General features: G+C 33.2%; 23 protein-coding genes and 2 pseudogenes. 2 read left to right on the top strand and 23 right to left on the bottom strand.

The features are described 5' to 3' along the window. Positions 1-744: 744 nt before the first annotated feature. The 4 genes from NAB20_RS04215 to NAB20_RS04200 form a co-directional block, all read right to left on the bottom strand. Positions 745-939, bottom strand: coding sequence for a hypothetical protein (locus NAB20_RS04215; RefSeq protein WP_375605561.1), 195 nt, complete (start codon positions 937-939; stop codon positions 745-747). Positions 940-992: 53 nt separating this feature from the next. After that, a complete protein-coding gene (locus NAB20_RS04210) occupies positions 993-1,808 on the bottom strand; it encodes a tyrosine-type recombinase/integrase (RefSeq protein ID WP_375605560.1) in 816 nt (271 codons plus the stop codon). Positions 1,809-1,868: 60 nt separating this feature from the next. After that, positions 1,869-2,735 (bottom strand): tyrosine-type recombinase/integrase, encoded by an 867-nt coding sequence (locus tag NAB20_RS04205; protein ID WP_105195293.1) that lies wholly within the window; start codon positions 2,733-2,735, stop codon positions 1,869-1,871. A 120-nt stretch (positions 2,736-2,855) separates the two neighbouring features. Beyond that, entirely contained in the window at positions 2,856-5,246 is a 2,391-nt protein-coding gene (locus tag NAB20_RS04200) for a CHC2 zinc finger domain-containing protein (RefSeq protein WP_375605569.1), read from the bottom strand. Positions 5,247-5,397: 151 nt separating this feature from the next. Here NAB20_RS04200 and NAB20_RS04195 point away from each other — a divergent pair, with 151 nt between their 5' ends. Continuing rightward, positions 5,398-5,760: a helix-turn-helix domain-containing protein gene (locus tag NAB20_RS04195; RefSeq protein WP_375605558.1), complete on the top strand. Its 363-nt coding sequence runs from the start codon at positions 5,398-5,400 to the stop codon at positions 5,758-5,760. Between the two features lie 43 nt (positions 5,761-5,803). Here NAB20_RS04195 and NAB20_RS04190 read toward each other — a convergent pair whose 3' ends face one another. The 17 genes and pseudogenes from NAB20_RS04190 to NAB20_RS04110 form a co-directional block, all read right to left on the bottom strand. Then, entirely contained in the window at positions 5,804-6,355 is a 552-nt protein-coding gene (locus NAB20_RS04190) for an imm11 family protein (protein WP_375605557.1), read from the bottom strand. Positions 6,356-6,357: 2 nt separating this feature from the next. Beyond that, positions 6,358-6,681: an AHH domain-containing protein gene (locus NAB20_RS04185; RefSeq protein ID WP_375605568.1), complete on the bottom strand. Its 324-nt coding sequence runs from the start codon at positions 6,679-6,681 to the stop codon at positions 6,358-6,360. A 126-nt stretch (positions 6,682-6,807) separates the two neighbouring features. Then, positions 6,808-6,888 (bottom strand): annotated as a pseudogene (locus NAB20_RS04180) (RhsD protein); the annotation flags it as partial. A gap of 160 nt (positions 6,889-7,048) precedes the next feature. Next, the gene (locus NAB20_RS04175; RefSeq protein ID WP_127823438.1) at positions 7,049-7,480 is read right to left on the bottom strand and encodes a hypothetical protein; all 432 of its coding nucleotides are present in this window, start codon (positions 7,478-7,480) and stop codon (positions 7,049-7,051) included. Between the two features lie 4 nt (positions 7,481-7,484). Next, a complete protein-coding gene (locus tag NAB20_RS04170; RefSeq protein WP_375605567.1) occupies positions 7,485-8,276 on the bottom strand; it encodes an RHS repeat domain-containing protein in 792 nt (263 codons plus the stop codon). A 408-nt stretch (positions 8,277-8,684) separates the two neighbouring features. Further along, the gene (locus NAB20_RS04165) at positions 8,685-9,506 is read right to left on the bottom strand and encodes an NADAR family protein (RefSeq protein ID WP_375605566.1); all 822 of its coding nucleotides are present in this window, start codon (positions 9,504-9,506) and stop codon (positions 8,685-8,687) included. Next, on the bottom strand, positions 9,503-9,886 hold the full coding sequence (locus NAB20_RS04160; RefSeq protein WP_375605565.1) for a hypothetical protein: 384 nt from the start codon (positions 9,884-9,886) through the stop codon (positions 9,503-9,505). Before NAB20_RS04160 ends, NAB20_RS04165 begins: the two co-directional genes overlap by 4 nt. 64 nt (positions 9,887-9,950) lie before the next feature. Then, the gene (locus NAB20_RS04155; protein ID WP_375605564.1) at positions 9,951-10,322 is read right to left on the bottom strand and encodes a hypothetical protein; all 372 of its coding nucleotides are present in this window, start codon (positions 10,320-10,322) and stop codon (positions 9,951-9,953) included. Between the two features lie 402 nt (positions 10,323-10,724). After that, positions 10,725-11,024 carry a hypothetical protein gene (locus NAB20_RS04150; protein WP_105195307.1) on the bottom strand — a complete coding sequence of 100 codons (300 nt, stop codon included), beginning with the start codon at positions 11,022-11,024 and terminating at the stop codon, positions 10,725-10,727. Positions 11,025-11,036: 12 nt separating this feature from the next. Then, on the bottom strand, positions 11,037-11,333 hold the full coding sequence (locus NAB20_RS04145; RefSeq protein ID WP_375605563.1) for a hypothetical protein: 297 nt from the start codon (positions 11,331-11,333) through the stop codon (positions 11,037-11,039). 87 nt (positions 11,334-11,420) lie between these two features. Further along, positions 11,421-11,501: pseudogene (locus tag NAB20_RS04140) on the bottom strand (RHS repeat-associated core domain-containing protein); the annotation flags it as partial. Positions 11,502-11,661: 160 nt separating this feature from the next. Next, a complete protein-coding gene (locus tag NAB20_RS04135; RefSeq protein WP_127823425.1) occupies positions 11,662-11,919 on the bottom strand; it encodes a hypothetical protein in 258 nt (85 codons plus the stop codon). 7 nt (positions 11,920-11,926) lie between these two features. Next, complete coding sequence (locus NAB20_RS04130) at positions 11,927-12,466, bottom strand: hypothetical protein (RefSeq protein ID WP_375605562.1); 540 nt, start codon at positions 12,464-12,466, stop codon at positions 11,927-11,929. 879 nt (positions 12,467-13,345) lie between these two features. Continuing rightward, entirely contained in the window at positions 13,346-13,540 is a 195-nt protein-coding gene (locus NAB20_RS04125) for a hypothetical protein (RefSeq protein WP_375605561.1), read from the bottom strand. A 53-nt stretch (positions 13,541-13,593) separates the two neighbouring features. Then, positions 13,594-14,409, bottom strand: coding sequence for a tyrosine-type recombinase/integrase (locus NAB20_RS04120; RefSeq protein WP_375605560.1), 816 nt, complete (start codon positions 14,407-14,409; stop codon positions 13,594-13,596). A 60-nt stretch (positions 14,410-14,469) separates the two neighbouring features. Further along, positions 14,470-15,336 carry a tyrosine-type recombinase/integrase gene (locus tag NAB20_RS04115; RefSeq protein WP_105195293.1) on the bottom strand — a complete coding sequence of 289 codons (867 nt, stop codon included), beginning with the start codon at positions 15,334-15,336 and terminating at the stop codon, positions 14,470-14,472. 120 nt (positions 15,337-15,456) lie between these two features. Beyond that, positions 15,457-17,832 (bottom strand): CHC2 zinc finger domain-containing protein, encoded by a 2,376-nt coding sequence (locus NAB20_RS04110; RefSeq protein ID WP_375605559.1) that lies wholly within the window; start codon positions 17,830-17,832, stop codon positions 15,457-15,459. Between the two features lie 151 nt (positions 17,833-17,983). Between NAB20_RS04110 and NAB20_RS04105 the strand changes: the two genes are divergently transcribed. After that, positions 17,984-18,346, top strand: coding sequence for a helix-turn-helix domain-containing protein (locus NAB20_RS04105; RefSeq protein ID WP_375605558.1), 363 nt, complete (start codon positions 17,984-17,986; stop codon positions 18,344-18,346). A gap of 43 nt (positions 18,347-18,389) precedes the next feature. On the opposite strand, the gene NAB20_RS04100 is transcribed toward NAB20_RS04105, so the two are convergent. Both NAB20_RS04100 and NAB20_RS04095 read right to left on the bottom strand, forming a co-directional pair. Then, positions 18,390-18,941: an imm11 family protein gene (locus NAB20_RS04100; RefSeq protein ID WP_375605557.1), complete on the bottom strand. Its 552-nt coding sequence runs from the start codon at positions 18,939-18,941 to the stop codon at positions 18,390-18,392. A 2-nt stretch (positions 18,942-18,943) separates the two neighbouring features. Then, positions 18,944-19,474, bottom strand: coding sequence for an AHH domain-containing protein (locus NAB20_RS04095; RefSeq protein WP_375605556.1), 531 nt, complete (start codon positions 19,472-19,474; stop codon positions 18,944-18,946). Positions 19,475-20,287 lie beyond the last annotated feature (813 nt).

Here is a 20,287-nt window from a genome sequence, read left to right as displayed (position 1 = left end):
TTTTTACCGTTGAAAGTCGGCAAGTACAAAACAGGCTTTGAGTGTTTGCCGATAGTTTGCAGGTTCTTTAGTCGGTTGTAGCTTGTTTTTTAAAACGATTGCTGGAGGATTATGTTTAATTCGGAGCGGTTGGCTTCATAAAGCAATCGTTTTAAAAAACGAGCCCTGCGGAGTTTACGGAGCAGTTAGCACGCTTTCGTTTTTAAAATTTTTGTGATAAAAAGCAAACAAATAAGGCTGGGAACTACTGTACACAGGCTTTTTGTGCAGGTTTTTGAGCAAAGAATTTTAAAAATGCAAACACTTTCGTAGTGCGGTGGCAGAAGCGTCGGCAGAGGGTGGGAGCGTTGGGGAGTGGCTATTTTACATAAATGCCAGTTATAGCTGCGAGGCGAAGCGAACCCTTTAGGGCGAGAACTATAACTGCCAATTATGTAACATAGCTTTGGGGGCGGTTTGAGTGATGGGAAGCGGTTGTTTTTTTGTTTGGGGAAGACAAGCTAATAAAAAAAGGCTTTTTTGTGTGCGAGGGTTTGGGAGAACAAAAAGCCTTTTTTTATGGGCTTGTAGCGTGGGAAAAACAACGGCTTAAAGGGAGGGGGAAAACCGCTGGAGCGTTGGGGTGCGATGGATGGGCGGGCGCAAATACGACTGCGAAGCAAACCGCTTTTAATTATTTGGATAGGTGCTTGAACAACACCAAAAACAACCAACTAAAATAATTAGCCAGTTGTTTAAGTGTTTTTAAGAGGTTTGTTGTTGCAATATTTCTCTTTCTACATTTTCCCAGGTGTTTTGGATTCTTTCTACACCCTTAGTTATCAGCTGGATGTTTTCTAAGATAATTGCTAATTGATGGCTTTGTGTGAGGATTTGTGCCATTAATAGGGCGTTTTTTTCCTGTTCCCAAGTTTTGGGAGTTTCATTTTTGTTTGTCATAGTAAATAAATTAAAATTGTTAATTAAGGCTTTAGGTTTGTTGTTCCTAAAGTTTATTGTAGTGGATGCAAAAGGTTGATTTTTGCTTTTAGTTCTTCGAACTGCGTTGTTTTATATTGTTGTGTGGTACTGCTTATTTTGTGTCCTGCAAAGACTTGTACTACTCTTACATCGTGATGTCCTAATAAATTTTTAATGACGCTTTGCCTTATTATTAGTGGTGTAATTTGTTTTTCTTTAGGTCGGTTTTTATTGATGAGCTGGCTAATATCATTTTCTCTATAGGCTTTATTGGTTCGGGTGGTAAATAAATAATCTTCTTGCTTTTTTTCTTTGATGTATTCTATATAATGGATGTATTCTGTACAAAGATATATTTGATAGGCTTTTAGGGGTAGGGTTCTGTTTTTTATGGTGATTTCTGCTTTTTCTTGATGGATGTCTTTTACTTTGATGGCAATAAGTTCGCTAGTGGTCAGGGCTTGTTCTATGAGTAAACTAACCATTAGTTTTTTATGTTTAGGGGTTTGATTGTAATACTCTTCTAATTGTTTTGTGGAATATAGATTTTGGGTTTTTATGGTTTTGTCTATTTTATCTATTAAAATGAGTTTTTTGATAGGATGATCTTTTCTAATACCAATACATTGTAAATATCTATAATATACTTTGATGCTATGTAGATGATTGGCTATTGTTCTTTGTTTTTTGTTGCTTTCTCTAAGTATTTTTAAGTAACGTAATATGTCATTTAGTGTGGCTTTTTCGTGATTAATGGTGTGCTCTTGGTACTTATTGATACAACAGTATAAACTTTTATGACTGGATGGGCTAAAGTGGTTTTGAATGTATTCTTTTAAAGTCATCATAATTATAATTTATTGAGTTGATAGTTACTTATTCTAGTATATATTTCTGTGGTTTGTTCATTAGTTTTTAGTGGCTTCGCTTTCTTTTTGGTATTCACGAACCACAGTTTTTAATTTATGGTTGCTTACGCGAGTGTATAGTTCTGTGGTTTCCATTTGTGAGTGTCCTAAAAACGCTTGTACTTGTGGGAGTTGTACTCCGTTTTCTAGTAGATGTGTGGCGATGGAATGACGCAGACCGTGCAGGGTTATTTTTGCTTTTATATTGGCTTTTATAGCTAGTTTTTTTAGGATCATTAAAGCGGTATATCTTTTTAGTGGGGTGCCTGCTTTGTTGTATAAAATGTTTTGATGTTTCATTGTGTTGTGTTTTATGGTTTCTAGATAATGGATTAGGTCCTGGTTTATTTTTTCACTTAATGGAATGACTCTGTATTTATTGTTTTTACCTTTTTGAACGGTTACTGTTTTTTGAACTGTATCAATGTCTTTTAAGGTGATTTGTTCCATTTCGAAGGCTCGAAGCCCACAGCCATAACATAGGTGTAAAATGATGGTTTCTTGTAAGTTGGCTTTTGTATAGAGTTGTTTTATTTCCTGTTGTGTGAGTATTTCTCTTTGTGTTTTTTTTGCTTTAGGGAGTTGTAGCTCATAATAATTAAATGGATTTTTTTTAATGAGTTGTTCTCTTTCTAAATAACTAAAATAATGTTCTAAACTTCTATAATATCCTTGTATGGTGTGGCTAATTAATCCTTTGTTTTGATAATGTTTAACGTATTTTTCTATATCTGAAGGATTGACTTGGCAGATTTCTTTTTGGGTGATTCTTCTAAAATGGTTTATGTTTCTTATTCGTTGTTCGACTGATAATTTATGGTATCCTAGTATGAGTAATTCTTCTTTATACGATGCTTTATTTATCATTGTCCTACACTGTTTTTTAAAATTATGCGCCGATTACTTTTATTTGTTGTTTTACAATGTTTTACGTTTTTTTATCGGCTCATTATAGGTGTGTTCTAGGCTCATTTTAGACTCATTTTATTACTCTTTTAACTTATCTAACATTGTTTGTAATTGTTCTTCTGTTAGGGTTTTAAAGTTGTCCCAATGTGCTATTTTGTATTGATTCCCTTTGCCCATTTTGCCTAATCTTGATAAATATTCACAAGAAACTAAATCGGTTAAATACCTGTTTATTTGTGCTTTGCTTAGTGTGTAATGGTCTTTAATGTCGAAGCGTGTAAATTTTACATCTTCTTTTTTCTTATCTTCTTTTTTCTTATCTTCTTTTTTAGCTTTTTTCTCAGCAAACTTTTTTAAGGATTCGTAAAAGGTTCTCACTTTCCCTTCCAGTTCGTCCATTTTTAAAATAATACTGTCTTTCATTAATAATAACCCATTGATAACATCTTCTTTCTCTGCGATAAGAGCCTCCCCTCCCCCTCCAGAAGAGGGGCTTTTGATACGTTGCCGTTGGTACTGGTTAAGTAGTACAATCTGATTAATTACGCCCATAACGATGTCGTGCATTCGGGTGGGTTTGTGTACATTCTCGGGCAACTCTACCAAGTTTGCATAAGGGTTTATGACTTCATAGACTTGTAATAATTTTATACATTCTCTTAAAAACAACCGGGTTTGTTCCTGTTCCTGTTTGTTGATTTCGCCCTGGTAAACTTTGTTTTTGTACTCAATGATTCGTTTTGTTTGTTCTTTTGATTCATCGACCGATAACACTATAATTCTACTCATATTATCCTCGTAAAGTTCGCCTTTTGTGGTGGCGGATAAACTGGCAAAAGAAACTTCTACCTCTTTTATTTTTCCATCAGCATTGCCTTTTTTGTCTTTTATAGAAGTCGAAGAGGATAATTTTTTATTAGAGATCATTTCACGCACTGCCATTAATGCTTCTTCTTTTAATCCGTCCATATCTTCAAAAACTACTAGCTTATACATAAACTCTCCATTTTTATAATTGTACAAACTGCTTTCTGTTACTCTGGTTAAATAAATAACATCTTCGGGTGGTATGAGTGAGGATATTTGTTTGATGGTGTGGGTTTTGCCACTACCAGAACTTCCTTGATAAAGTACGTGTAAATTGTAATTCATTTTGTAGGTGGTGGCTGTTACATATTGTAATAACCTGTTGTTTTCTTCGCCTACTATTCCAATTTTTCCAAGTAATTCGTTGATGTTGTGGAGTAGGTTTGCTCCCTTTAAAAAGTCGAGGGGTTTTAAAGTTGGAAGCTGGGAGCTGGGAGCGGGAAGATTTTTAATGGTGATTTTTTCAATTATTGCCTTTTCACTATTGCCTGTTGCCTTTCTTTTTTCTAATAGTTCTATAAATATTTCTTTTTCGTAAGCTATTAAAAGGCTGTTGATGTCTTCGCCTTCAGGGGTTTCAACTTGGGTAAGCCCCCTAACCCCCAAAGAGGGAATAAGAGCGCGTAATTCCTTTGCGTATTTCGCTGTTGCTGTGCGACCTGCTTTGTCTCCGTCAAAGAAAAATATAATTTCCTCCAGTTCTTTTAGGTTCTTGATGGCATTTAGGTGTTCAGGGGTTAAACCGTTTGTACCATAACACGCTAAAGCCCCCCAGCCCCCAAAGGGGGAGTTAGGGTCGTTGAGTACCGTTAATAAACTGGCGCAATCAATGATGGCTTCGGTTAAGATTAGTTTTTTAGTTTCAGGTTTTGGGTAATGGGGAAATAATCCTTTTGATTCTTTTAAGTAAAAATGTTTGTAGTTTTTGGTGTCGTCTGCTATACGATAATATAAGCCTGTGATTTGATTTTCTTGATTTCTAAGGGCAAAGACAATAGATTTTAAACCAAATACATTATATGCTTTTTCGCCTGTTTTTGCTGTTAGATTGGATTCTAATAATAATCCGTATTCTAAGGCTTGGGCGATTAGTTCTTGTCTTGCCTCTGCTGGATTGGCTTCGTTTTCAAATCTCCCTGCGTGGTGGAACTGCCCCGAGTTAAAACCGACTAATCCTCTTTTTTCTAGTAATGCGCTTAAGTTTCTGCTTTGTAAATACTCCTTTGCTGGCGGACTCATATACACCGCTTTTGTAAAGGTGTCGAAGATTTTTTCTAAAAATTCAATTCGTTTGTTCTCGTCCATTGGTTTTGTGCTTATTGGTTTGATTGTATTTTCGGGTTGATTGTTTGCAAGAGCTGCACATTTTAAAAGAGCTTCGTGTTTGGTGATTTTCTCAAAATCCTGTACAAACTGGATTTGGTCGCCTTTTGCTCCGCAGGCGTGGCATTTGTAAAAGTCTTTTTGCAAATTGACTTGTAAACTCGCAGTTTTGTCATCGTGAAAAGGACAACATAGCATTTTGTTTTTGTTAGGCTGTAGGTTGTAATGCTGTAGTACCTGGCTTAAACTTAAATTTTGTTTGATGTCGTTGATTTGCATTTGTAAGGATTTAAATACTATGTTACATTTTTTTTACATCACAAAAGTATAAAAAGAAACTATATTGTTACATATTAAATTCACTTATTTTTTACATATTGATTTATTTTAGCTATTTTGTAACTTTGCAGTATCAATAAATTTATTCTAAATGATGGATATTGCAGAACAAATAAAAAGAATTAGAAAAGAAAAAGGATTTTCACAACAGGATGTTGCTGATAAACTTTCTATGAATAGAGTGCAATATAATCGTATAGAAACAGGAAAAAGCGACCCTACAATGAACATTCTACAAAGGATTGCAGAAGTTTTACATATCAATGTCGTAGATTTTTTTGAAGCAAAAAATAAAAATATTGATGTTCAAACAATTAATGAATCTTTATTAGAAAAAGTTAGGTTACTTGAAGAATTAGACGAAGTACAAAAAAATTCTATTTGTAATATGATCGACACGGCAATTGCCAATAAAAGATTAAAAGAAGCTCTAAGTAATGCAATGAAAATATAAAAACAAAAAAGCCGTCATTTACGACAGCTTTTTTGTTTTTATATTATTCGGCTTTTCCTACTTTTTCAAATCGTAATCCTTTAATATTATTTGTATTCACAAAATCGACAAATGCTGATGTGCAGAAATAAGATGAAGTTAATTTATTATCTCTAAAAATGAGGTCGTTTTGAACGTTGTCTTTTTTAAAAGTTATATTATTCTCTCTAACCATTGTCATAATTTCACTATTAGACTTATTATCTTTATTAATGCAGTCAATTATTTTTAATAAATTAACAAAATAAAACACTTCAGAAAGTCCTGTGTTAACATTTAAAATTTCAATATCAGAATTTAATTTTTCAATTAATAAATTTTTAAATTTTTCATTTACTAACAATATCCCAGTATAATAACAACTTGCATCAAAATCTGTATTTCTAACGTCTTTTTTCTTTTTTGGATCTACAAATATTTTAAGGTCTAAATTTTCATAATCGTTACCTAATATTTGCCCCTTAAAGTCTAAAGCTCTTTGTGAACTGTTACTATTTTCATTGTAAACAAAAAACTTAAAATCATCATAATTTTGTGAAATTCTATATATTTCCATTTTTACCATATTTTATTATTAAATAAAAGATCATCTGAAATACTGCTTAATTCATCTAAAACACCTTGCTTGCCACCCAATGCATCTGCATCAGTAATCCTTTGATTAATATTTCCATAATATCGATCAGTATGTATTACTCTATGATATGCGCCTGGTTGTGAACTATTAGGGTCTATATGTTTTAAGTATATACCATTATCAGCACCGTCAATATCTATACCGTGTCTTTTTAAAATATCTCTAGCTGGTTGTGCTCTAAGGTCATCACCTGCAACTATATGATGTGCAGCAGAACCTTTTTCTTTTCTCCAGCCTCTTCTCATAAGTCCTTTTTTTCTTAGATCACGTTGTGCTTTATTGATATTCTTTCTTAATTTTTTTGTACAACTTAATCCAAGTGCATCAATTTGAGTATTAGAATCATAAACATACCCATAAAACGTTGGGTTATTTCCAAGTAGTCCAATGGGGTCTTGAGAAATATAATTCCCAATAGTACAATCATAATACCTAAACCTATTATAGTACAGCCCTTCTAATTCCAGATCTTCATACTGTCCGAGTTGCCTAAAAGGGAAATTTAAGATTGTATTTAAAAGAACGTGTAAAAGCTGTCGTAAATGACAGCTTTTTTGTTTTTACTCTAAACCACACGAAAGGATTCGTGCGGTAGCGGTGGGCCAGCAGGAATTATATATAACTTGAAGCTAAAACTTCAATGTAACTATCATTACCAATTACCAAATAGTGTTTTAAGTTTAGTCTACTCTTTGGGTCATATATATATTTTCTTTCTTTAAGATATTCTGAATTATCAATCTGATAAAAGCCTGAATCAGGTGAATATCCAAATTCTTTCCAAAAATCAATATCACTTTTTGTTTCATCTATCTTAAAAATAGTATAGTTGTCATAATTATGCTCGAAAAAATTAAGTGATATGCATTTTACTTCTGCTACATCTTTAAATTGGATTGTATATTCAGTATATAAATTTTGAAAAAAATTTTTCAATGTTAAAACATCTATGCTAATCTCGGTAACGTCTCTTTCAACATATTTTACTAAAATGTCAGTTGTCGAAATTTTAAAATTAACTTCTTCTGGAATTAATGTTATCATAATTTTAATTACAATTTTTAATAGTTCTTAATAATCCACTTCCATCTTTATTTAAAGTAACATCTATAGTTTTAAGAGGAGGTCTAGTTTTAATATCCGCTACTAAATGTTTAGGAACCTTTTCGTATGGTACGTAGATAGATGAATTAGGGAATTTCCCACTTTCTGATAATGCGGCAAGTCCTCTATTATTAAGCGTTACAAATTTCCCTGATTGAGGGTCTTTAGTGTATGAAATTATAAATTCATTTGGATCTAATTTGCCAGTGCTTAGGTCATTAGCAACATCAGAAATACTTCTTCCAGCGATTGATGACGAAGCTTGAGAACCAATAGAGCTAAAATTTGGAGCTACTCTATTTTGCCCAAAATGTAAATCTTTTGGGAAATCTGTTATTTCTCCAAATTCAAAAGGATCGAATGAAGATAAGCCAAAAGGATCAATTTGTCTATTGCTGTTTCCTACATACGCATATAATGTAGGGTTACCTCCATATAGGGATAATGGGTCTTGAGAAATATAATTCCCAATAGTACAATCATAATACCTAAACCTATTATAGTACAGCCCTTCTAATTCCAGATCTTCATACTGTCCGAGTTGCCTAAAAGGAATAAAGGATTTTTCTCCTTTTAATTCACGTAAACCTCCGTAAATATCATAATCTGTGCTCCAAACTAAAGAACCGTTTTCGCTATAACATTGTACGGGTCTGCCTATATAATCGGAAATTATACTAAATTGTGCCTCTCCTTGTATTTTAGCACTAGGAACAAAGCTATTTTCCTGATACACCCAAGTTACCAGATTATTAATTGCCTCCTTTTGGCTTAAATAAACTTCTCCTAATTCATTAACAGAAGTTTCTGCCTCCTGCCCTTTTGAGTATGTCCACTCATGTAAAAGAACGTTTCCATCCCGAAGATAACGATTTGTTTTTTCATTACCAATAATCTTTTTTATTCTCCTTGCTAAAGCAACCTATTTAAATGAATCTTCAAGAAAGGATAAAATGCAGGAAGTAACAAAGAAAGAAAACCAACTTCAATCGAAAGTAAATGGAAGTTGGTTTTTTATTTCTAATTTTTACCGTTTAAAAATCACGTACGGTACCTTTTTTATTTTTAAATGGTTACCTTATAAGGGATTTTTTTTATAAAAAGATCGTGGAAGTAGTAATAGAGAGCCATCGGGTTATACCAATTATATTTTTTCTCTTATATCCATTAAGATTTCTCCTAATAAATTTAAACCTTTCCATTTACTTTGATCAAATCTTTCAAGATCATTTACTGAATATCCTATCCCCCAAATTAAATCAACAGGACTTGCTTCTGCTAAAATCATTTTATTCGTATTTTTTAAAAATGATTTTAAATTTTCATTCTGTGAAAGTTTAGCGTAATTACCTTCATATATAATTTCTCTTCTTTTAGATACCCAAATATCTTCTTTGAAACCTTTTACTTGTCTGCCTAATTTTCTTTGATTACTAGGGCTTAATTCATTTAAAATTTCAATCATTTTTTCAGAGTCATTGAATAATTTAGCTTTTGAATACATCATCCATTGCTCAGCAGATGCGAAATTTATGTTATTGATAACAAAATTAGATGCATACCATTGTGAAAGCGGATTATCATAACCATAGAAAAAAGAATACTTCAAAAAAAGTCGATTTTCATAGATGTCTTTTAATCTATTTAAAATAGAAATTTTGTTTTTAATGAAATTTACCAAGTGTTTATTATCATTGGATTTTGAATTAAATATTGTTATAATATTACTATTACAAAATTCTGGTTTTGACATTATTCCAATGATTCTACTTATTGTACTGGTGAAAAAGTAATCAATTTGTTCTGGTATTTCTTTTTCATTTTTACAATTTTCAAAAAAAGACATCAAAATACTATATAGCTTATTAAAACTTTCTTCATTCCACTCAGCATTCATTCTGAAATAATATTCTAGTTCATCATCACTTTCATCATATTCGATAAAATCTTTATAATATTTTCTCATGAGCAACCTGGTTTGTATCTATTTACAATTGAACTATTATTTATTTCTCCTTCTACTAAAAGCTCTTCAGCCCCTTTAGCCCACTTATTAACTCTTCGCAATTCATCTGTTGGATTGTTACTTACATCACCTAAATGTATCTTTCTGCCTTCCGCTGTTGAAAGATCAAATTTATTATTTGAAACTTTATCTAAGTCAATTTCGACAACATCTGTTCCCGAATTCTTAGCCCATTTTTCGGCAAATTTTCTATTTTTAGTTAATGAAACATACTGATCTCCATAACCATCAGTAGATCCGTTTAAAACATGGTCATAGGCGCTTCTGGTTGCTGTTGGGTCTTTAGGAATAATGTTTCCACCAGAATTTAAACTACTCATATCATTAGAATTTAAAGCTCTAAACCATATATCCTCCCAGCCAAATATATCGACTTCTCTATTACTATCTTGAACATAGGAATATAAATTTAAACCTCCCCAATATTTTAAAGGATCTTGACTTAAATACAATCCTATTTCTGCGAATAAAGGATTTTTCTCCTTTTAAGTCACGTAAACCTCCGTAAATATCATAATCTGTGCTCCAAACTAAAGAACCGTTTTCGCTATAACATTGTACGGGTCTGCCTATATAATCGGAAATTATACTAAATTGTTCCTCTCCTTGTATTTTAGCACTGGGAACAAAACTATTTTCCTGATACACCCAAGTTACCAGATCATTAATTGCCTCTTTTTGACTTAAATAAACTTCTCCTAATTCATTAACAGAAGTTTCTGCCTCCTGTCCTTTTGAGTATGTCCACTCATGCAAAAGAACGTTTCTATCCCGAAGATAACGATTTGTTTTTTCATTAACAATAATCTTTTTATTCTCCTTGCTAAAGCAACCTATTTAAATGAATCTTCAAGAAAGGATAAAATGTAGGAAGTAACAAAGAAAGAAAACCAACCTCAATCGAAAGTAAATTGAAGTTGATTTTCATTTATAATTTCTATGGTTTAAAAATCACTTATTTGTAACATTTTTATTTCTAACCACTTACCTTATAAGGGACACTTTTTTCTAAAAAGATGGTAGAAATAGCAGCGAGTTGTCTAAAAGGGAAATTTAAGATTGTATTTAAAAGAACGTGTAAAAGCTGTCGTAAATGACAGCTTTTTGTTTTTACTCTAAACCACACGAAAGGATTCGTGCGGTAGCGGTGGTGAGGTTTTAATCTCCAGCTATATGGATTTTAGAAATATCTGGAGCTGAAATTTTTTCTATAATTTGATTTATCTCATTTTTAATAAAAAAATCCATATTAGAAGAAATGGAACTCAACTCTACTATCAATTTTTGAATGTCTTTTGAGTCATAAAAAACATTTGTTTTATAATAATCACTGAGCATAGGGAGTAAAATCATTTCAGACAAATCAATTTTTCCCCTATAAATTTCTTTATGTACTTTCTCTTTAATTTCTAGTACTTCTCTTGCGTCATTTTTATAAATAACAATATCTAATCCCATATTCATTAAAATTTATTTCCAAATAGTTTGTGGAAAAGCAGTAACTAAATCTCCGTTCGATTCAGTTACAACTCTTGAATAATATAAATCATTGCCTTGTGCGTCTTTTCCTATTGGAGTTTTAAACTCTTTTTCAAAAATATACCTATCCCCATCTCTGCTTACTCTATCAGGATTTTTAAAAGTTTCCCTTGATTTTGTTTTCCATTCAGATCTATTTCCATTCCATTTACTTTTATGAGTCCAATCAGGATGATTACCCCAATGCCTGTCTAAAACGTGATCAACTCCATCATTTGTCATATTCAATTTTGAAGGCGTACAATCTCTTTTTTTCAATCCAAAAGGGTCAACCCAACTATTAGAATCGTGTACATACCCATAAAAAGTTGGGTTGTTTCCTGCCAGTCCAATGGGGTCTTGAGAAATATAATTCCCAATAGTACAATCATAATACCTAAACCTATTATAGTACAGCCCTTCTAATTCCAGATCCTCATACTGTCCGAGTTGCCTAAAAGGGAAATTTAAGATTGTATTTAAAAGAACGTGTAAAAGCTGTCGTAAATGACAGCTTTTTTGTTTTTACTCTAAACCACACGAAAGGATTCGTGCGGTAGCGGTGGGACTTTGCCAGTTAAATTCTTATTTTATCTTTTAAAATAATTAACAATCTATCTGTAACATTATTATTTAACGAAACTAAGTGTTTTAGAATTTCTTCATTTCCTTCCTCATATACCCACATCTCAATCGAATCTGCTAAATCGTGAAAATTTGTTTCTTCCAATTCTATATAAAGCTCTATCATCTTTTTTAAAGTTTGAACTTTATTTGAGTCAAAATCTATTTCTAAACTATTGAGTTTTTCTTTGTATAAATCGTATAAATCCATTTTTTACTTACCAAGTTATAGGAATATGTATATCCCTAGGATTTGTTGAAACATTATTTAAATCATCATATTTTGTAACCGAAGCTCCTCTTCCATAATCACCAGCAGAAATATCAGATGTTGAAACGACTTCTTTGTGAGCGTGCGGAACTTCATCTGCAAAACCTCTTGCTGGAGTTCTAGACATAGCAGGGTCGACACGTACTACTACTGTATTACCGTCAGCCATAGGTTTAGTCCACACATTACCTCCTGATCTTGCAGGAACTGAAGTATATCCTCGCTTTTTTAATCTATTTTCAATTTTACGTCTGCTTTTACCATTTAAACCACCTAAAACATTAAGCTCTTCAGCTGCTGTTAATGCCTTTCTAAATTTACCCTTAGAATCTCTCAATTTACAATCCAATCCAAAGGGATCAACCTCCGTATTATTATCAAACACGTACCCATAAAGTGTAGGGTTTCCACCTTGTAGTCCAATGGGGTCTTGAGAGAGATAACACTGTACAACTTTTCGCCCCTCTACAACACGGTTTTGAGCCATCGACAAACATCCTTTTGGCTCTCGTGGGTACGAGTTCCAAGGCATCAGCAACAGGATAAAAAGCAGTTTTAGCAGTTTCATTGTTTCAAAAATAAATCAAATTTTTTATTTCAGATGAAAAAAAAATGGATTGTTTTTTTACCGTTGAAAGTCGGCAAGTACAAAACAGGCTTTGAGTGTTTGCCGATAGTTTGCAGGTTCTTTAGTCGGTTGTAGCTTGTTTTTTAAAACGATTGCTGGAGGATTATGTTTAATTCGGAGCGGTTGGCTTCATAAAGCAATCGTTTTAAAAAACGAGCCCTGCGGAGTTTACGGAGCAGTTAGCACGCTTTCGTTTTTAAAATTTTTGTGATAAAAAGCAAACAAATAAGGCTGGGAACTACTGTACACAGGCTTTTTGTGCAGGTTTTTGAGCAAAGAATTTTAAAAATGCAAACACTTTCGTAGTGCGGTGGCAGAAGCGTCGGCAGAGGGTGGGAGCGTTGGGGAGTGGCTATTTTACATAAATGCCAGTTATAGCTGCGAGGCGAAGCGAACCCTTTAGGGCGAGAACTATAACTGCCAATTATGTAACATAGCTTTGGGGGCGGTTTGAGTGATGGGAAGCGGTTGTTTTTTTGTTTGGGGAAGACAAGCTAATAAAAAAAGGCTTTTTTGTGTGCGAGGGTTTGGGAGAACAAAAAGCCTTTTTTTATGGGCTTGTAGCGTGGGAAAAACAACGGCTTAAAGGGAGGGGGAAAACCGCTGGAGCGTTGGGGTGCGATGGATGGGCGGGCGCAAATACGACTGCGAAGCAAACCGCTTTTAATTATTTGGATAGGTGCTTGAACAACACCAAAAACAACCAACTAAAATAATTAGCCAGTTGTTTAAGTGTTTTTAAGAGGTTTGTTGTTGCAATATTTCTCTTTCTACATTTTCCCAGGTGTTTTGGATTCTTTCTACACCCTTAGTTATCAGCTGGATGTTTTCTAAGATAATTGCTAATTGATGGCTTTGTGTGAGGATTTGTGCCATTAATAGGGCGTTTTTTTCCTGTTCCCAAGTTTTGGGAGTTTCATTTTTGTTTGTCATAGTAAATAAATTAAAATTGTTAATTAAGGCTTTAGGTTTGTTGTTCCTAAAGTTTATTGTAGTGGATGCAAAAGGTTGATTTTTGCTTTTAGTTCTTCGAACTGCGTTGTTTTATATTGTTGTGTGGTACTGCTTATTTTGTGTCCTGCAAAGACTTGTACTACTCTTACATCGTGATGTCCTAATAAATTTTTAATGACGCTTTGCCTTATTATTAGTGGTGTAATTTGTTTTTCTTTAGGTCGGTTTTTATTGATGAGCTGGCTAATATCATTTTCTCTATAGGCTTTATTGGTTCGGGTGGTAAATAAATAATCTTCTTGCTTTTTTTCTTTGATGTATTCTATATAATGGATGTATTCTGTACAAAGATATATTTGATAGGCTTTTAGGGGTAGGGTTCTGTTTTTTATGGTGATTTCTGCTTTTTCTTGATGGATGTCTTTTACTTTGATGGCAATAAGTTCGCTAGTGGTCAGGGCTTGTTCTATGAGTAAACTAACCATTAGTTTTTTATGTTTAGGGGTTTGATTGTAATACTCTTCTAATTGTTTTGTGGAATATAGATTTTGGGTTTTTATGGTTTTGTCTATTTTATCTATTAAAATGAGTTTTTTGATAGGATGATCTTTTCTAATACCAATACATTGTAAATATCTATAATATACTTTGATGCTATGTAGATGATTGGCTATTGTTCTTTGTTTTTTGTTGCTTTCTCTAAGTATTTTTAAGTAACGTAATATGTCATTTAGTGTGGCTTTTTCGTGATTAATGGTGTGCTCTTGGTACTTATTGATACAACAGTATAAACTTTTATGACTGGATGGGCTAAAGTGGTTTTGAATGTATTCTTTTAAAGTCATCATAATTATAATTTATTGAGTTGATAGTTACTTATTCTAGTATATATTTCTGTGGTTTGTTCATTAGTTTTTAGTGGCTTCGCTTTCTTTTTGGTATTCACGAACCACAGTTTTTAATTTATGGTTGCTTACGCGAGTGTATAGTTCTGTGGTTTCCATTTGTGAGTGTCCTAAAAACGCTTGTACTTGTGGGAGTTGTACTCCGTTTTCTAGTAGATGTGTGGCGATGGAATGACGCAGACCGTGCAGGGTTATTTTTGCTTTTATATTGGCTTTTATAGCTAGTTTTTTTAGGATCATTAAAGCGGTATATCTTTTTAGTGGGGTGCCTGCTTTGTTGTATAAAATGTTTTGATGTTTCATTGTGTTGTGTTTTATGGTTTCTAGATAATGGATTAGGTCCTGGTTTATTTTTTCACTTAATGGAATGACTCTGTATTTATTGTTTTTACCTTTTTGAACGGTTACTGTTTTTTGAACTGTATCAATGTCTTTTAAGGTGATTTGTTCCATTTCGAAGGCTCGAAGCCCACAGCCATAACATAGGTGTAAAATGATGGTTTCTTGTAAGTTGGCTTTTGTATAGAGTTGTTTTATTTCCTGTTGTGTGAGTATTTCTCTTTGTGTTTTTTTTGCTTTAGGGAGTTGTAGCTCATAATAATTAAATGGATTTTTTTTAATGAGTTGTTCTCTTTCTAAATAACTAAAATAATGTTCTAAACTTCTATAATATCCTTGTATGGTGTGGCTAATTAATCCTTTGTTTTGATAATGTTTAACGTATTTTTCTATATCTGAAGGATTGACTTGGCAGATTTCTTTTTGGGTGATTCTTCTAAAATGGTTTATGTTTCTTATTCGTTGTTCGACTGATAATTTATGGTATCCTAGTATGAGTAATTCTTCTTTATACGATGCTTTATTTATCATTGTCCTACACTGTTTTTTAAAATTATGCGCCGATTACTTTTATTTGTTGTTTTACAATGTTTTACGTTTTTTTATCGGCTCATTATAGGTGTGTTCTAGGCTCATTTTAGACTCATTTTATTACTCTTTTAACTTATCTAACATTGTTTGTAATTGTTCTTCTGTTAGGGTTTTAAAGTTGTCCCAATGTGCTATTTTGTATTGATTCCCTTTGCCCATTTTGCCTAATCTTGATAAATATTCACAAGAAACTAAATCGGTTAAATACCTGTTTATTTGTGCTTTGCTTAGTGTGTAATGGTCTTTAATGTCGAAGCGTGTAAATTTTACATCTTCTTTTTTCTTATCTTCTTTTTTAGCTTTTTTCTCAGCAAACTTTTTTAAGGATTCGTAAAAGGTTCTCACTTTCCCTTCCAGTTCGTCCATTTTTAAAATAATACTGTCTTTCATTAATAATAACCCATTGATAACATCTTCTTTCTCTGCGATAAGAGCCTCCCCTCCCCCTCCAGAAGAGGGGCTTTTGATACGTTGCCGTTGGTACTGGTTAAGTAGTACAATCTGATTAATTACGCCCATAACGATGTCGTGCATTCGGGTGGGTTTGTGTACATTCTCGGGCAACTCTACCAAGTTTGCATAAGGGTTTATGACTTCATAGACTTGTAATAATTTTATACATTCTCTTAAAAACAACCGGGTTTGTTCCTGTTCCTGTTTGTTGATTTCGCCCTGGTAAACTTTGTTTTTGTACTCAATGATTCGTTTTGTTTGTTCTTTTGATTCATCGACCGATAACACTATAATTCTACTCATATTATCCTCGTAAAGTTCGCCTTTTGTGGTGGCGGATAAACTGGCAAAAGAAACTTCTACCTCTTTTATTTTTCCATCAGCATTGCCTTTTTTGTCTTTTATAGAAGTCGAAGAGGATAATTTTTTATTAGAGATCATTTCACGCACTGCCATTAATGCTTCTTCTTTTAATCCGTCCATATCTTCAAAAACTACTAGCTTATACATAAACTCTCCATTTTTATAATTGTACAAACTGCTTTCTGTTACTCTGGTTAAATAAATAACATCTTCGGGTGGTATGAGTGAGGATATTTGTTTGATGGTGTGGGTTTTGCCACTACCAGAACTTCCTTGATAAAGTACGTGTAAATTGTAATTCATTTTGTAGGTGGTGGCTGTTACATATTGTAATAACCTGTTGTTTTCTTCGCCTACTATTCCAATTTTTCCAAGTAATTCGTTGATGTTGTGGAGTAGGTTTGCTCCCTTTAAAAAGTCGAGGGGTTTTAAAGTTGGAAGCTGGGAGCTGGGAGCGGGAAGATTTTTAATGGTGATTTTTTCAATTATTGCCTTTTCACTATTGCCTGTTGCCTTTCTTTTTTCTAATAGTTCTATAAATATTTCTTTTTCGTAAGCTATTAAAAGGCTGTTGATGTCTTCGCCTTCAGGGGTTTCAACTTGGGTAAGCCCCCTAACCCCCAAAGAGGGAATAAGAGCGCGTAATTCCTTTGCGTATTTCGCTGTTGCTGTGCGACCTGCTTTGTCTCCGTCAAAGAAAAATATAATTTCCTCCAGTTCTTTTAGGTTCTTGATGGCATTTAGGTGTTCAGGGGTTAAACCGTTTGTACCATAACACGCTAAAGCCCCCCAGCCCCCAAAGGGGGAGTTAGGGTCGTTGAGTACCGTTAATAAACTGGCGCAATCAATGATGGCTTCGGTTAAGATTAGTTTTTTAGTTTCAGGTTTTGGGTAATGGGGAAATAATCCTTTTGATTCTTTTAAGTAAAAATGTTTGTAGTTTTTGGTGTCGTCTGCTATACGATAATATAAGCCTGTGATTTGATTTTCTTGATTTCTAAGGGCAAAGACAATAGATTTTAAACCAAATACATTATATGCTTTTTCGCCTGTTTTTGCTGTTAGATTGGATTCTAATAATAATCCGTATTCTAAGGCTTGGGCGATTAGTTCTTGTCTTGCCTCTGCTGGATTGGCTTCGTTTTCAAATCTCCCTGCGTGGTGGAACTGCCCCGAGTTAAAACCGACTAATCCTCTTTTTTCTAGTAATGCGCTTAAGTTTCTGCTTTGTAAATACTCCTTTGCTGGCGGACTCATATACACCGCTTTTGTAAAGGTGTCGAAGATTTTTTCTAAAAATTCAATTCGTTTGTTCTCGTCCATTGGTTTTGTGCTTATTGGTTTGATTGTATTTTCGGGTTGATTGTTTGCAAGAGCTGCACATTTTAAAAGAGCTTCGTGTTTGGTGATTTTCTCAAAATCCTGTACAAACTGGATTTGGTCGCCTTTTGCTCCGCAGGCGTGGCATTTGTAAAAGTCTTTTTGCAAATTGACTTGTAAACTCGCAGTTTTGTCATCGTGAAAAGGACAACATAGCATTTTGTTTTTGTTAGGCTGTAGGTTGTAATGCTGTAGTACCTGGCTTAAACTTAAATTTTGTTTGATGTCGTTGATTTGCATTTGTAAGGATTTAAATACTATGTTACATTTTTTTTACATCACAAAAGTATAAAAAGAAACTATATTGTTACATATTAAATTCACTTATTTTTTACATATTGATTTATTTTAGCTATTTTGTAACTTTGCAGTATCAATAAATTTATTCTAAATGATGGATATTGCAGAACAAATAAAAAGAATTAGAAAAGAAAAAGGATTTTCACAACAGGATGTTGCTGATAAACTTTCTATGAATAGAGTGCAATATAATCGTATAGAAACAGGAAAAAGCGACCCTACAATGAACATTCTACAAAGGATTGCAGAAGTTTTACATATCAATGTCGTAGATTTTTTTGAAGCAAAAAATAAAAATATTGATGTTCAAACAATTAATGAATCTTTATTAGAAAAAGTTAGGTTACTTGAAGAATTAGACGAAGTACAAAAAAATTCTATTTGTAATATGATCGACACGGCAATTGCCAATAAAAGATTAAAAGAAGCTCTAAGTAATGCAATGAAAATATAAAAACAAAAAAGCCGTCATTTACGACAGCTTTTTTGTTTTTATATTATTCGGCTTTTCCTACTTTTTCAAATCGTAATCCTTTAATATTATTTGTATTCACAAAATCGACAAATGCTGATGTGCAGAAATAAGATGAAGTTAATTTATTATCTCTAAAAATGAGGTCGTTTTGAACGTTGTCTTTTTTAAAAGTTATATTATTCTCTCTAACCATTGTCATAATTTCACTATTAGACTTATTATCTTTATTAATGCAGTCAATTATTTTTAATAAATTAACAAAATAAAACACTTCAGAAAGTCCTGTGTTAACATTTAAAATTTCAATATCAGAATTTAATTTTTCAATTAATAAATTTTTAAATTTTTCATTTACTAACAATATCCCAGTATAATAACAACTTGCATCAAAATCTGTATTTCTAACGTCTTTTTTCTTTTTTGGATCTACAAATATTTTAAGGTCTAAATTTTCATAATCGTTACCTAATATTTGCCCCTTAAAGTCTAAAGCTCTTTGTGAACTGTTACTATTTTCATTGTAAACAAAAAACTTAAAATCATCATAATTTTGTGAAATTCTATATATTTCCATTTTTACCATATTTTATTATTAAATAAAAGATCATCTGAAATACTGCTTAATTCATCTAAAACACCTTGCTTGCCACCCAATGCATCTGCATCAGTAATCCTTTGATTAATATTTCCATAATATCGATCAGTATGTATTACTCTATGATATGCGCCTGGTTGTGAACTATTAGGGTCTATATGTTTTAAGTATATACCATTATCAGCACCGTCAATATCTATACCGTGTCTTTTTAAAATATCTCTAGCTGGTTGTGCTCTAAGGTCATCACCTGCAACTATATGATGTGCAGCAGAACCTTTTTCTTTTCTCCAGCCTCTTCTCATAAGTCCTTTTTTTCTTAGATCACGTTGTGCTTTATTGATATTCTTTCTTAATTTTTTTGTACAACTTAATCCAAGTGCATCAATTTGAGTATTAGAATCATAAACATACCCATAAAACGTTGGGTTATTTCCAAGTAGTCCAATGGGGTCTTGAGAGAGATAATACTGCACCACTTTTTGCCCCTCTACAACACACTTTTGAGCCATCGACAGACATCCTTTTGACTCTCGTGGGTACAAGTTCAAAGGTATCAGCAATAGGATTAAAAGCAGTTTTAGCAGTTTCATTATTTCAAAAATAGCTTATTTTTTATTTCATCTGAAAAAAAAAGATTGTTTTTTGATCGATTAAACAAGGCAGATACAAAACTAACTTTGAGTGTTTGCCTTTGGTTTACAGGTGCTTTAGTGTTGTGGTGCTTGTTTTTTTAAACGATTGCTGGGCGATTCATTTGATTTGGAACGATTAACATCCTAAAGCAATCGTTTAAAAAAACGAGCCCTGCGGAGTTTACGGAGCAGTTAACCACTAATCTTACCACGTCTTACCTTTTTAAATTTTTGTGATAAAAACCAAACAAAGATGCGAGGCTAGAAGTCCGTAAGGCGAACTAGACGAGGATTTTGTGCAGGTTTTTGAACAAATAATTTAAAAATGCAAACTCTTGCGAAGCTCCTATTTTCGGGCGGGAGCGTTGGAGAGGGGCTATTTTACATAAATGCCAGTTATAGCTTTCAAGGCGAAGCGAACCCGCAGGGCTTGAACTATAACTGCCAATTATGTAAATATAGCTTTGGGGCGGTTTGAGCCTTGGCAAGCGGTTGTTTTTTTGGTTGGGGAAAGCAAGCGAGTAAAAAAAGGCTTTTTTGTGTGCGAGGGGTTGGGAAAACAAAAAGCCTTTTTTTACTGGCATTGCAGGGGTGGGAAAAACAACGGCTGTGAGGGTGGGGAAAAAACCGCCGGAGCGTTGGGGAGCGTTGGACGGGCGGGTGAAAATACTTGGTGCGAAGCACACCGCT

The sequence above is a fragment of the Flavobacterium davisii genome, from assembly GCF_042182265.1.
Lineage (GTDB): Bacteria > Bacteroidota > Bacteroidia > Flavobacteriales > Flavobacteriaceae > Flavobacterium > Flavobacterium davisii.
The sequence above is the reverse complement of the archived record's forward strand: the minus strand, read 5'-3'. Positions and strand labels throughout refer to the sequence as shown.

Excerpts from the sequence above, each read along its gene's own strand:
- NAB20_RS04215 (WP_375605561.1), bottom strand. The coding sequence starts at position 939 with ATGACAAACAAAAATGAAACTCCCAAAACTTGGGAACAGGAAAAAAAC.
- NAB20_RS04210 (WP_375605560.1), bottom strand. The coding sequence starts at position 1,808 with ATGATGACTTTAAAAGAATACATTCAAAACCACTTTAGCCCATCCAGT.
- NAB20_RS04205 (WP_105195293.1), bottom strand. The coding sequence starts at position 2,735 with ATGATAAATAAAGCATCGTATAAAGAAGAATTACTCATACTAGGATAC.
- NAB20_RS04200 (WP_375605569.1), bottom strand. The coding sequence starts at position 5,246 with ATGCAAATCAACGACATCAAACAAAATTTAAGTTTAAGCCAGGTACTA.
- NAB20_RS04195 (WP_375605558.1), top strand. The coding sequence starts at position 5,398 with ATGATGGATATTGCAGAACAAATAAAAAGAATTAGAAAAGAAAAAGGA.
- NAB20_RS04190 (WP_375605557.1), bottom strand. The coding sequence starts at position 6,355 with ATGGAAATATATAGAATTTCACAAAATTATGATGATTTTAAGTTTTTT.
- NAB20_RS04185 (WP_375605568.1), bottom strand. The coding sequence starts at position 6,681 with ATGAGAAGAGGCTGGAGAAAAGAAAAAGGTTCTGCTGCACATCATATA.
- NAB20_RS04175 (WP_127823438.1), bottom strand. The coding sequence starts at position 7,480 with ATGATAACATTAATTCCAGAAGAAGTTAATTTTAAAATTTCGACAACT.
- NAB20_RS04165 (WP_375605566.1), bottom strand. The coding sequence starts at position 9,506 with ATGAGAAAATATTATAAAGATTTTATCGAATATGATGAAAGTGATGAT.
- NAB20_RS04160 (WP_375605565.1), bottom strand. The coding sequence starts at position 9,886 with ATGAGTAGTTTAAATTCTGGTGGAAACATTATTCCTAAAGACCCAACA.
- NAB20_RS04150 (WP_105195307.1), bottom strand. The coding sequence starts at position 11,024 with ATGGGATTAGATATTGTTATTTATAAAAATGACGCAAGAGAAGTACTA.
- NAB20_RS04135 (WP_127823425.1), bottom strand. The coding sequence starts at position 11,919 with ATGGATTTATACGATTTATACAAAGAAAAACTCAATAGTTTAGAAATA.
- NAB20_RS04130 (WP_375605562.1), bottom strand. The coding sequence starts at position 12,466 with ATGGCTCAAAACCGTGTTGTAGAGGGGCGAAAAGTTGTACAGTGTTAT.
- NAB20_RS04125 (WP_375605561.1), bottom strand. The coding sequence starts at position 13,540 with ATGACAAACAAAAATGAAACTCCCAAAACTTGGGAACAGGAAAAAAAC.
- NAB20_RS04120 (WP_375605560.1), bottom strand. The coding sequence starts at position 14,409 with ATGATGACTTTAAAAGAATACATTCAAAACCACTTTAGCCCATCCAGT.
- NAB20_RS04115 (WP_105195293.1), bottom strand. The coding sequence starts at position 15,336 with ATGATAAATAAAGCATCGTATAAAGAAGAATTACTCATACTAGGATAC.
- NAB20_RS04110 (WP_375605559.1), bottom strand. The coding sequence starts at position 17,832 with ATGCAAATCAACGACATCAAACAAAATTTAAGTTTAAGCCAGGTACTA.
- NAB20_RS04105 (WP_375605558.1), top strand. The coding sequence starts at position 17,984 with ATGATGGATATTGCAGAACAAATAAAAAGAATTAGAAAAGAAAAAGGA.
- NAB20_RS04100 (WP_375605557.1), bottom strand. The coding sequence starts at position 18,941 with ATGGAAATATATAGAATTTCACAAAATTATGATGATTTTAAGTTTTTT.
- NAB20_RS04095 (WP_375605556.1), bottom strand. The coding sequence starts at position 19,474 with ATGGCTCAAAAGTGTGTTGTAGAGGGGCAAAAAGTGGTGCAGTATTAT.